Origin of the sequence: Kitasatospora sp. NBC_01250, from assembly GCF_036226465.1 — a bacterium.
Taxonomy (GTDB): Bacteria; Actinomycetota; Actinomycetes; order Streptomycetales; family Streptomycetaceae; genus Kitasatospora.
The window spans coordinates 3,871,752-3,883,774 of record NZ_CP108476.1 but is presented as its reverse complement, the minus strand read 5'-3'; the positions used below and the strand labels follow the sequence as shown (position 1 = coordinate 3,883,774).

Sequence of the window (12,023 nt, the reverse complement as noted above, 5' to 3'; positions counted from 1 at the left end):
GCTGCGGGAGACGCTGCGCCGGCCCTACTTCTCAGGTGCCTCGAGCATCGCCTTGAAGGAGGAGTCCATGCCCTTCTTCAAGGCCCTGGAGAGTGGCTGCTCGACCAGTTTGTGGACCAGCCAGGCGATCACCAACAGGCCGGCTATCACGGTCAGCAGCAGCGGCAGCGGGGACAGCCACTTGTGCAGCGAGTAGAGGGCGATCCACCCGATCTCCTGGTGCAGCAAGTAGAGCGGGTAGGTGAGGGCGCCGGCGGTGGCGAGCCACTTCCAGCTGATCCAGTTCAGCTTGCCCAGCGCGGCCAGCAGGACGGCCAGGTAGCAGGCAGTCATCACGACGACGCAGATCGTCCAGGAGAGCTTCTGGTTGGCCTCGGACTCGTAGTCCTTCATGATCGTCGGCATCTGGTTCTGGGCCAGCAGCCAGCTGAACGCGAGCATCGCCCAGAGCAGGAAGTTCGGCTTGAACCGGTACATCAGGTACATCACCATGCCGCCGATGAAGAACGGTGCGTAGACCGGCTGGGCAGCCTCGGTCAGCAGACCGAAATTCACCATCGGAGCGAAGATCGCGGCAAAGGCCCAGATCATGCAGAACAGCACAACGCGGCGGTAGGTCAGACCGAACGCCACGACGATCGCGAAGAAGACGTAGAACCGCATCTCGACCCAGAGCGTCCAGTAGACCGGGTCGACCGCAGCGGACCCGATCGGCCACTGCATCATGGTGAGGTTGCTCAGGATCACCTGGGGCGTGATGTCGTTGTAGCTTCCCCAGGGCCGTGCTGCGATCAGCACCACTGCGGCGGTGGCGAGGACTCCGAACCAGTAGGCGGGGTAGAGGCGCACTACCCGTGAGGTGAGGAAGTCCTTCGGCCTCTTGCCCCAGCAGGACATGCAGATGACGAACCCGCTGATGAGGAAGAAGAGTTCGACGCCAAGCCAGCTGTAGACGCCGAAGTCGTGGATCCTCGGCAGCACCTTGCGCGGGCTGCCCGTGCCGTAAATGCTCGGCACCAAGTCCTTGCCGGTGTAGTGGAAGAACAGGACGCCCAGTGCCGCTATCAGCCGCATCCCGTCCAGGGCGTAGAGCCGAGGGCGCTTGCCCGGCTTGGCGGACGCGGCAGGCTGCGGGCCGTCGACCCGGGCGGATGCATCGGGTGCGGCCACGGGGTCGGCCTGGGACCCTGAGCGCCGGTTCAGCAGGGGCAGAGGTATGGGCATGGCTGAAACACTTTCGTGAGCGGGCACAGAGCCCGAGCTGAGGCGGTAGGACGGACCGAGCGCGCTCGCGAGGACAGCGCATGGGAACCACTCAGCGCGGCCACGACCATGCCGTGGCCGACCCGTCGGTGGTGGAGCTCTACGGTGTTCAGTTGAGGTGAATCAGGTGCTCACCATGCGAACCGGTGGTGACCGGCCCGGCTGCCGGTCCGCTGCCCACGGTGATGCCGGCGGCGGGTGCTGACGCGGCGCCTCGGTGATGGGAATCGGCGGTCATGGTTCACAAAGATAGGGCATGAGTTGACCGGATTCCCCAGGGGCACCTGCCTCGTCCGCCCGCTGCCCGCCGGACTCGTGTCGGCGGCAGCGGGCGTGACCGCGTCGAGCTCGTGACCGTTCGCCCGTGGACAGCCCGACCACGGGCGGCACCCAAGCGGAATGCAGTTGTGACCGACGGCCAGCCAGGACCCCCCTTGGGAGCCGCACAGCTGCCAGTAGGCTTGGCTGGTTCTGTTACGCACATATATCTGAATCCCGGAGGAGCGCGTGCCCAGCACCGAGGCATCGGTCAGGCGTACCAACCTGGGGGACGGGACCGCCGCTGCGGGCCAGTCCACCGAGGGCAAGGCCGTAACCGCCTTCTCCTGGCGACGGGCGAGCAGCTGGCCCAGTGATCTGCTCAACCCCGCGGGGGCGTGGGTGCTCAGCCGCATGCTGATCCTGGCGCTCGTCTACAGCAAGGCCATGGGCGTCGACGGAGAGGTGAACGGGCTGTACCCGGGCTGGGCCCACACCCTCGCCAGTGGCAGCTACCCGCAGGGCGACGTCACTTGGCAGTACCCGCCCGGTGCCGCGCTGGTCTTCCTCGCGCCCAAGGCACTGAACTTCATCAGCTACGGTGCCGCCTTCGGCGTGGTCATCCTGCTGGCCGACGCCGCGATTACCACGGGGCTCATCCTCGCCGCGAGGAGCGGGGAGCGTCAGGTCACCGGCGCCTGGGTGTGGATTCTGGGTCTGCCGCTGATGCTGCACGTTCCCTACGTGCGCTACGACGTCATCGTCACCGCGTTCGCCGTTCTCTCTCTGCTCAGCGTGCGCCGCTCGCCGCGTCTTGGTGGTGCACTGGCCGCGGTAGGTGCGCTGGTCAAGGGCTGGCCGGTGCTGGCAGTACTGGGTACTCCGCGCGGCAAGAGCACTCGGGACGCCTGGATATCGGTCATCGTTTCCGCGGCCGCCATCGTCGGGGTGCTCGCGCTCGTCTTCCGGAACACCTTCGGCTTCCTCGGCAACCAGGAGGGGCGCGGCATCGAGATGGGCTCGGTCGGCGGCAGCGTGCTGCAGTTGTGGCGCCTGCACGGCTACACCGGGCGGCTGAACTACCAGTTCGGGGCCATGGAATTCGTGGGTCCGTACGTCTCCTCCATTGCCAAGGCTTCACTGGTGCTCACGGTCGTGGGTCTCGCGTGGTTGCTCCTGTGGCGCTTCAAGGCCAACCGCTGGTCGGCGGCGACTCCGGCCGACGCGGCGATGACGGCGCTGCTGCTCTTCATCACCACGAGCCGGGTGATCAGCCCTCAGTACTTCATCTGGATCGTCGGCATGGCGGCGGTGTGCCTCTCGTTCCGTGAGACGACCCAGCGCCCGGTGGTGGCGCTGCTGATGCTGGCCACCGTGCTCACGACGATCGACTATCCGCTCTTCCTCGGTCAGCTGGGCGCGGGCATGCCGTTCGGCATCTACGTTCTGGTGCTGCGCAATGCGGTGCTGGTACTCGCCAGCGTGTTGTCCTGCTACTACCTCTGGAAGGCGACGGCGTCCAAGCGCGAGGCTGGGTGACGCAAGCCGTGGGCCGCGGCGCCGGCTCCAGCGCCGCGGCCCAGGCTGGACCGGTCTGAGATCTTCAGTTCATCCGCCTAATAAAAATTAAAAAGTACGACTATGGCGCGAGTGGTTACCATCTGGAGCTGATCAAGCGCATTGCGTATATAGTCAATTCGCTCGTGGTGGCATTCTGGCGAGCCGGAGGCACTGAGACCTCTGTTCGGCGTGCGCCGGCGACCGATCCGGTGCTCTGGCTTAGGAAAGTCATCGTGCCACTCTCCGTGCTATCGAGCCGGTGGCGGTTCCCGTCCCTGATCTCCGCGCCGCCCGCGGCCGGGGCCTCGCCCGGCACGGGGCCTGGCCACACGCGGCTGTACGTGCTCGACGGGTTGCGCCTGGGGGCGGCGCTCAGCGTGCTGCTCTTCCATTACGTGGGAAAGCCCGTGGGCTGGGAGCAGGCCTGGCGGGGGGCACCTGACAAACTGCTCCCGGGCGTCCATGCGGTGGCACTCTACGGCTGGCTCGGTGTCGAGCTGTTCTTTCTGATCAGCGGTTTCGTCATCTGCATGTCCTGCTGGGGAAAACGGCCCCGGGATTTCCTCGTCTCGAGACTGATCCGGCTCTATCCCGCCTACTGGGTCGCGGTCCTGATCACCTCGGTGGTCGTCGTGGCTGCCGGCTACCCGTTCAGCACGGTGAAGGACATCACCGCGCGCACTGTCCTGATCAACCTGACGATGCTCCAGCAGCCTTATGGGGCAACGGCGATCGATCCCAGTTACTGGACGCTCTGGGTCGAGATGCTGTTCTACCTGCTGTTCGCTGTCGTGGTGGCGATGGGCCTGACCTACCGGCGGGTGGTGGCCTTCTGCGGGATCTGGACCTTCGCCGCGGCCATCGCGCCGAGCGTCGGGCTCCCGTTGCTGGACACCCTCACCCAACCCGCCTACGCGCCGCTCTTCGTGGCGGGCGTGACGATATACCTGATGCACCGGTTCGGTGCGAACCTCCTGCTCTGGGGGCTGCTCGGGTTCTCCTGGCTGGCGGCGCAGTACCGGTTGGAGGGCAGCGTCCAGATGTACCAGCAGTGGCTTCCCGAGCACATCTCGTGGAGTCGCTCGGTGGCTGTCATGACGTGCTGCTTCCTCCTGGTGCTCGGTGCCGCTCTCGGTGCCTTCGACTGGATCCAATGGCGTTGGCTGACGTTGGCCGGTGCGCTTACCTACCCTGTCTACCTCCTGCACCAGGAGGTCGGGCTGACCATGATCGGCTGGTTGCGCCAGCGGCTCGCACCAGCACCCACGCTCGCCATGGTGACGGTCGGTGTCCTGGTACTTGCCTGGCTGGTGCACCGGCTGGTGGAGCGGCCCCTGTCCCGCGTCCTGAAGAGGGGGCTGACCGTCTCCTTCGAGTCCTTCGCCACGGATGACGGCGACTTGCTCGCCCGAGCCGGCAGAGTGCGATCCACCCCGTGAGCAGCCGACTGGCTGCAGCGCTCGGCGACAGGCTCCCGTACGCGCGGGCGAGGGTTGCGGCACGTGGTGGACAGCACGTGTGGGGCCGCGTGGCTGCCGGCTCGAGGTACGCCGCACCGGCTCTCCTCGGCTACGCGGGGGTGCGCGCCGCCGGCGTGCTGCTCATGCTGCTGCTTCCCCACGAGTACGCGGTGCTGCCCCGCCTGAGCACCCTGTGGGACGCGCACTGGTACACGGACATCGTGCTGCACGGCTACAACGACCACGTCGGCAGCGGCATCAACGACGTCCCCTATTCGACGCGCGCGTTCTTCCCGCTCTTCCCGATGCTCATCAAGGCGGTCCACACCGTCCTGCCGGTCTCGGTGGGCGCCGCCGCGCTGACGGTGGCCTGGGGCTCGTCACTGGTCGCTGCGGGGGGCATCTTTGCGGCGGTCGCGCACCGGTACGACCGCCGGGTGGGTGTGCTCACGGCGGTGCTCTGGGGGGTGCTGCCGCACGCCGCCGTACAGAGCATGGCCTACTCCGAGTCGCTGTTCACCGCGACGGCAGCGTGGGCGCTCTACGCGCTGGAGCGCCGCAGCTGGATCTGGGCCGGTGCACTGAGCCTGCTGGCAGGCCTGGTCAGGCCTACCGCCGCGGCCGTCGCGGCAGCGGTGGGCCTGACGGCCGTCGTCGAGCTCGCCCGGCGGGTGCGCGGGCGCCATGGACTGCAGTCGGCCGCCCCGGCCTGGTGGCGGGTGGTCCTGGGTGCGGCGCTGTCGCCGCTGGGGGTCCTCGGCTACATCGGCTACGTCGACTACGTGCGCCGGTCCTGGAGCGGCTACTCCTACATCCAGTCCGCCTGGGGGACGCAGTTCGACGGCGGAGCGGGCACCATCCGCTGGCTCGACGCGATGTTCCTGACTCCGGGTGCGCCGCCACAGCTGCTGAACCAGGTGGTGATCGCCCTGGCCGTGGTGGCCTACGTGGTCCTCTTCCTGCTCGCGCTGGTGCAGCGGCAGCCGCTGCCGTGGCTGGTCTACGGCGCGACGATCCTGGCCGTAGCGATCGGCAGCAGTGCGACCGACGCCGCCCGGGCGCGGTTCCTGGTGCCGGCCTTCGTGCTGCTGGTGCCGTTGGCCGCGGGCCTGTCGCGGGTGCGCTCCCGGGCCTCGCTCGGGGTGCTGCTCGGCTCGGCGGCGGTCTGCTCCGGTTTCTACGGCGTCTACCTGGTCTTCGCGAACTCCTACTCGCCGTGATCCGCGCTCCGGGCGGGATCCGGGCGCGGGCGGACGGGTTGTCGGCGGCGGGCCATAGACTCGGAGAGCCATGAGTAGCCTCTTTGACGACCTCCCGCTGCCCGGCTTCGAGCCCTTCGAGGCGAAGCCCGCCGCCGACGCGATGCCCGTGCACCTGGCCGAGGAGCCTCCGCCGGAGGACTACGACGGCCCCGGCGGGTACGAGGAAGAGATCCCCAGTGACCTCTTCCACACCGACCACGCCGCGCAGTCCGAGCGCGACGCCTACTACCGCAACGGCGCCCACCGCACCGTGGTCGACCCGGCCCAACTGCTGGAGGGGATGAACGACCCGCAGCGCGAGGCGGTGCTGCACGCCGGGGCGCCGCTGCTGATCGTGGCCGGTGCCGGTTCGGGCAAGACCCGGGTGCTGACCCACCGGATCGCCTACCTGCTGGGTGCCCGCGGGGTGCAGCCGGGCGAGATCCTGGCGATCACCTTCACCAACAAGGCGGCCGGCGAGATGCGCGAGCGCGTCGAGCAGTTGGTGGGGCCGCGGGCGCGGGCGATGTGGGTGTCCACCTTCCACAGCGCGTGCGTGCGGATCCTGCGCCGGGAGAGCAAGCGGCTCGGCTTCACCTCCAGCTTCTCGATCTACGACTCGGCCGACTCGCAGCGGCTGATGTCGCTGGTCTGCCGGGACCTGGACCTGGACCCCAAGCAGTTCCCGCCGAAGTCGTTCACCGCCAAGGTCTCCAACCTCAAGAACGAGCTGATCGACGAGGAGACCTACGCCGGGCAGGCCGCCAACCCGATGGAGCGCAAGCTCGCGGAGGCGTACACGCTCTACCAGGCGCGGCTGCGCGAGGCCAACGCGCTGGACTTCGACGACATCATCATGACCACGGTCAACCTGCTGCAGGCCTTCCCGGACGCGGCCGAGCACTACCGGCGCCGGTTCCGGCACATCCTGGTGGACGAGTACCAGGACACCAACCACGCGCAGTACATGCTGGTGCGCGAGCTGACCGGCGGCGCGGCGGGCTCGGCGCCCAGGCGCACGGTGGACGGCGACTTCGTGAACCCCGCCGCCGCGGGGCTCGCCGAGCTGCCGCCGGCCGAGCTGTGCGTGGTGGGTGACGCCGACCAGTCGATCTACGCCTTCCGCGGTGCGACGATCCGCAACATCCTCCAGTTCGAGGAGGACTACCCCGACGCCACCACGATCCTGCTGGAGCAGAACTACCGCTCCACCCAGACGATCCTGAGCGCCGCCAACGCGGTGATCGAGCGCAACGCCAACCGCCGCGAGAAGAAGCTCTGGACGGCCGGGGAGCACGGCGAGAAGGTGGTCGGCTACGTCGCCGACGACGAGCACGGCGAGGCGCAGTTCATCGCCGAGGAGATCGACCGGCTGACGGATGCCGGCGACGCCAAGCCCGGTGACGTGGCGATCTTCTACCGGACGAACGCCCAGTCCCGGGTCTTCGAGGAGGTGTTCATCCGGGTCGGGCTGCCGTACAAGGTGGTCGGCGGGGTGCGCTTCTACGAGCGCCGGGAGGTCCGCGACGTGCTGGCCTACCTGCGGGTGCTCTCCAACCCCGAGGACACCGTGCCGCTGCGCCGAATCCTCAACGTGCCCAAGCGCGGCATCGGCGACCGCGCGGAGGCGATGATCGAGGCGCTGGCCTCGCGCGAGCGGATCTCCTTCGCCCAGGCGCTGCTGCGCGTCGACGAGGCGTACGGGATGGCCGCGCGCTCGGCCAACGCGGTGCGCAAGTTCAACGAGCTGCTGGCCGGGCTGCGCCAGGTGGTCGAGTCGGGGGCCGGGCCGGCCGCTGTGCTGGAGGCGGTCCTGGAGGAGACCGGGTACCTGGCCGAGCTGCAGTCCTCCACCGACCCGCAGGACGAGACCCGGGTGGAGAACCTCCAGGAGCTCGCCTCGGTGGCCCTGGAGTACGAGCAGGACCCGGGCGAGCGCCCCGACGCGGGCGAGGACGGCGCGCCGCCGGTCGGCTCGCTGGCCGACTTCCTGGAGCGGGTCGCGCTGGTCGCCGACTCCGACCAGATCCCGGACGAGGAGGACGGCGCGGGCGTCATCACGATGATGACCCTGCACACCGCCAAGGGCCTGGAGTTCCCGGTGGTCTTCCTGACCGGCATGGAGGACGGCATCTTCCCGCACATGCGGGCGCTGAGCCAGGTCAAGGAGCTGGAGGAGGAGCGCCGGCTCGCCTACGTCGGCCTGACCCGGGCCCGGCAGCGGCTCTACCTGACCCGCAGCGTGCTGCGCAGCGCCTGGGGGCAGCCGGCCTACAACCCGGCCTCGCGGTTCCTGGAGGAGATCCCGACCGAGCTGGTGCAGTGGAAGCGCACCGGCGCGGCCGCGGTGCCGGCTGCCCGCGGGCTGTCGACCAGCGGCTCGCGCGGCTCGGGGGGCGGCTCCTCCTCGGGCGGCGCGGCCTCGCCGAAGGCGGGCTGGGGCAAGTCGGCGCGCAAGGTGACGGAGCGGGAGGTGGTCGCGCTGGCGGTCGGCGACCGGGTCAGCCACGACAGCTTCGGGCTGGGCACCGTGGTGAGCACCGAAGGGGTGGCGGACCGGGCGAAGGCCACCATCGACTTCGGCGCCTCGGGCCGCAAGGTGCTGCTGCTGCGGTACGCGCCGGTCGAGAAGCTCTGACGGGCGCGCCCTCGCACGGTCCGGACGTCACCCGGCGCTAACCTCCCCTCAGGTCGGTTGTCGCCGGGTGACGTTGGAGGCGCAGATGGTGGGGTCGGGCCCGATCCGGGTGGTGGTCGCCAAGCCAGGTCTCGACGGCCACGACCGCGGTGTCAAGGTGATCGCCCGGGCCCTGCGGGACGCCGGGGTGGAGGTGATCTACACCGGCCTGCACCAGACGCCCGAGCAGGTGGTGGACACCGCGATCCAGGAGGACGCCGCCGGGATCGGCCTGTCGATCCTGTCCGGCGCGCACATGACGCTCTGCGCCCGGGTGCTCGACCTGCTCCGGGAGCGGGGCGCGGCAGACATCACGGTGTTCTGCGGCGGCATCATCCCGGCCGCCGACATCCCCGAGCTGAAGGCGCTGGGCGTCGCGGAGATCTTCACCCCGGGCACCCCGACCGGCGAGGTGGTGGCCTGGGTGCAGGCCAATCTCGGTGCCGCTGAGTCTGGTTGACGAACCATCAGATCTCTTCCCCGGTGAGTTCGGCGAGCATCTCCGCGCGGAACCGCAGCGTGCCGGCCAGCCGGGCGAAGGTCTCCGCCCAGGCGGTGTCCGGCGCGGCGTCGGCGGCCAGCGCGGCGACCGCTGGTGCGGTGGCCGGTGCGAGCGAACGTTCCGTCAGGCCCAGCACGCCGCTGTGGTTCCACGGGTAGGAACCGGCCGTGGCCGCCCGTTCCAGGGCCGCCACCACGGCGGTACTGAGCGGCGGGGTCCACGGGGTGGCGCAGGCGCCGAGCAGCTGGAAGGCGTCGCCGGGGCCGTGGGTGCGCAGGAAGGCCGCGGTCCACAGGGCCCGCTCGGGCGGCGGCAGCACGGCGAGCAGCCGGGCGGGCGCACCGGCGACGGCCGGCGAGCCGGCCCGGCGCGGGGGCGGGCCGAGCAGCGCCCGGGCCCAGGAGGCGTCGCCCTGGCGCACCGCGGCCCGGGCCCAGGCCTCGTGCAGCTCGTCGCGCCAGGGGCCGCCGTCGGCGGCCGGTCCGGCGTGGGCGCCGACCTGCGTGCGGGCGTCCGCGACGGGCAGGGCGAGCAGCCGGCCTGGCGGCAGGCCGAAGGAGTGCGTCCAGCAGGAGAGCGGCGTGGCGGCCAGCACCTCGCCCAGCCACCAGGCCTGCTCGCCGCGCCCGGTCGGCGACTTGGGCGGGATCCCGTCGTGCTGCATCGCGGCGTCGCAGGCGGTGGGCGGGGTGACCAGCAGCACGCCGTCGACCAGCCGCACCGCGGCCTGGGCCCGCTCGGCCATCCGCCGGCCGAGCGCGGAGCCGGGCAGGGTGGAGAGCAGTTCGGCGGCCGTGGCGCGGACGTTCCTGCTGCGGTCGGTCAGGGCGGCCTCCAGGAACGGCTCATCGGCCGGCGAGAGGCCCTCCTGCAGGGCGTCCAGGAAGAGCAGCCGGTCCTCGGCCCGTTCGCTCGGCCAGGTGCCGGCGAGCAGCGCGAGCGCGGCGGCCGGATCCCGGCGGCGCACCCTGGTCAGGTGGGTGACCCGCTCGGCGAAGAGGCCCTGCTGCCAGACGAGGTCCGTCCCGGTGGGCCCCTCGGCGCCCGCGGTGCGCAGCACGTAGCGCCACTGCGGGTTCCGCTCGGCCAGCCAGCGGCCGAGCGGACCGGCCAGCGCCACCGCGTCACCGCGCAGTTCGCCGCGGGCCCGGGCGGCCTCCAGCAGCGCCGGGACCTGGGCGGCGGGCGGGCGGTAGCCGCGCTCGCGGGCCAGGGAGAGCCACTGCGGCAGCAGTTCGGCGAGATTGGGCTGGGTGGTGGTGCCGGCGGCCCGGCCGGCCAGCAGCACGGCGAGCCGGCGGCCCGCCGCGGCGGGCAGTTCGGGGCGCTCGTCGTCCCCGGCCGGGGGTTCCGGCGCCGGGGCGGGCAGCGGGAGCAGCCCCGCCCGGCGCCGGACGGCGGTCAGCGCGGCCAGCTCCAGCAGGGCGGTGGCCGGGTCGGTCCGGTCCACGCCCGCGGCGGCGGCCTGCAGGGCGGGCGAGCCGTCCGGCTCGGGCAGCGGGCGGCGGTCGGTGCCCAGCAGGGCGGCGCTCTGCAGCTGGTCCCAGTAGTCGGTGCTCATGCGGCTCCTCCCGTGGTCAGGCCGGTGGTGCGGCCCTGCTCGTCCCAGACCGTCACCGGGGTGAACCCGCGGTGGTCGCACTCGCCGAAGACCGTCACCGGACGGCCGCCGGAGACCGCGGCCAGCCGCCAGAGCGCCTGCTCGGGGGTGGCGTGCAGGGGCAGGGCATGCTGATGGTCCGTCAACTGCCAGCCGTCGGCGGTGGCGATGGGCCGTACGTCGCGCAGCACCACGGGCCAGGACTCCGTCCAGGGGTCCGCGGCGACGGCCTCCCCGTAGTGGGCGAGGGCAGCGGACACCGGCTCGGCCGGCGGCGCGCCGGGCGTGGGGCCGGGGGCGCCGTGCCGGGGGCCGAGGACGGCGCGCAGCGGCCGGGCGCCCGGGTGGAAGGCCAGCTCCGCTTCCAGCAACCAGCCGGTGGGCAAGGTCGGTTCGGGGGCCTGGCCGGGGCGGCCGTAGGAGAGCAGCAGGGCCGATCGGCCGGTCTTGGCGCCGCGCAGCCACAGGCGGCGGGTGGTCAGCGGGCCGTCGGTGCTGTCGCGGCTGCCGAGGACCAGCCAGTGGTCGCGCACGGTGGGGCCGGCCAGCAGCTCGGCGCTGTCGACGGTGAAGCCGACCCGGGCGCGCACGGTGTGGGCCAGCGGCTCGGGCAGCTCGCCGATCCGCTCGCAGGCGGTGGCGAGCAGGTACAGCAGGGCGTGGCCGGCGAGCTGCCCGTCGGCCGGGAGGCGGTCCAACTCCGCTGCGCAGGAGGCGAGTCCGGGAGCCTGGGCGTCCACCATCCGGGCCGCGACCTCCGCCCAGCCGCCCGCGGCGGCGCCCGGGTCGGCCAGTCCGCGCCGCACCCGGTCGGCCAGTCGTAGCCGCAACTCGGCCGCGCCGGCGGCGACTCGGGCCGCCCGCCGGTCGGCGCGCCGCCGCGCGGCGACGGGGTCGGCGGGAGCCGCGGTGGGCTCGGCCCGCCGCCGGCGCCCGGCCAGCCACCGGGCGGCCCAGTCGGCCGGCTCGGCCCCGGCCGGCACCGCCGCCCGGTCACCGCTCCACAGCAGGAGCAGGCCCAGCGCGTGCTTGCACGGGAGGGTCCGGCTGGGGCAACTGCACTGGTACGCAGGCGTGGAGAACTCGACCACCGTCCGGTACGGCGCGCTCCCGCTGCCCTGGCACAGCCCCCAGAGCGCCCCCTGCCCGCACCCGGTCCGCGACCAGGCGGCGGGGGAGGAGAGCCTGCCGCCCGCCGCGCGCGCGGCCGCGTCGGATGCGAGGGACAGGACGTGTTCGGTGCTCCAGCGTTCCTCCATGACGCGAACGCTAGGACGGGGGACTGACAGGGGTTCAGGCGCGCCGATCGTGCCCGCCGGATTGTCAGTGGCGTACGGCAGAGTGGTTCTCGCAGGTCGGACGGGAGGTCGATCCCGGGCCTGCGAGCCGAGCCGACGCTCCCCATCACCCCACCGTCCCGGGCATCGCCGTGCCCTGGGACGGGCGATCCGAAGGAGCCCCG

8 protein-coding genes are annotated in these 12,023 nt (G+C 71.5%); 5 read left to right on the top strand and 3 right to left on the bottom strand.

The features are described 5' to 3' along the window. Window positions 1–24: 24 nt before the first annotated feature. On the bottom strand, window positions 25–1,224 hold the full coding sequence (locus OG500_RS15810; RefSeq protein WP_329580833.1) for an acyltransferase family protein: 1,200 nt from the start codon (window positions 1,222–1,224) through the stop codon (window positions 25–27). A 546-nt stretch (window positions 1,225–1,770) separates the two neighbouring features. On the opposite strand from OG500_RS15810, the gene OG500_RS15805 reads away from it, so the two are divergent. From OG500_RS15805 to OG500_RS15785, 5 genes are all read left to right on the top strand, one after another. Then, the gene (locus OG500_RS15805) at window positions 1,771–3,060 is read left to right on the top strand and encodes a glycosyltransferase family 87 protein (protein WP_329580830.1); all 1,290 of its coding nucleotides are present in this window, start codon (window positions 1,771–1,773) and stop codon (window positions 3,058–3,060) included. 254 nt (window positions 3,061–3,314) lie between these two features. Then, window positions 3,315–4,520 carry an acyltransferase family protein gene (locus tag OG500_RS15800; protein WP_329580827.1) on the top strand — a complete coding sequence of 402 codons (1,206 nt, stop codon included), beginning with the start codon at window positions 3,315–3,317 and terminating at the stop codon, window positions 4,518–4,520. An 89-nt stretch (window positions 4,521–4,609) separates the two neighbouring features. Then, complete coding sequence (locus OG500_RS15795; protein WP_329580824.1) at window positions 4,610–5,761, top strand: hypothetical protein; 1,152 nt, start codon at window positions 4,610–4,612, stop codon at window positions 5,759–5,761. 70 nt (window positions 5,762–5,831) lie between these two features. Further along, on the top strand, window positions 5,832–8,420 hold the full coding sequence (gene pcrA / locus OG500_RS15790; RefSeq protein ID WP_329580821.1) for a DNA helicase PcrA: 2,589 nt from the start codon (window positions 5,832–5,834) through the stop codon (window positions 8,418–8,420). 85 nt (window positions 8,421–8,505) lie between these two features. Beyond that, window positions 8,506–8,919, top strand: a complete 414-nt coding sequence (locus tag OG500_RS15785; protein WP_327067321.1) for a cobalamin B12-binding domain-containing protein — start codon at window positions 8,506–8,508, stop codon at window positions 8,917–8,919. 7 nt (window positions 8,920–8,926) lie between these two features. On the opposite strand, the gene OG500_RS15780 is transcribed toward OG500_RS15785, so the two are convergent. Beyond that, window positions 8,927–10,522, bottom strand: coding sequence for a DUF5691 domain-containing protein (locus tag OG500_RS15780; RefSeq protein WP_329580818.1), 1,596 nt, complete (start codon window positions 10,520–10,522; stop codon window positions 8,927–8,929). Then, window positions 10,519–11,820 carry an SWIM zinc finger family protein gene (locus OG500_RS15775; RefSeq protein WP_329580816.1) on the bottom strand — a complete coding sequence of 434 codons (1,302 nt, stop codon included), beginning with the start codon at window positions 11,818–11,820 and terminating at the stop codon, window positions 10,519–10,521. Before OG500_RS15775 ends, OG500_RS15780 begins: the two co-directional genes overlap by 4 nt. Window positions 11,821–12,023: the final 203 nt, after the last annotated feature.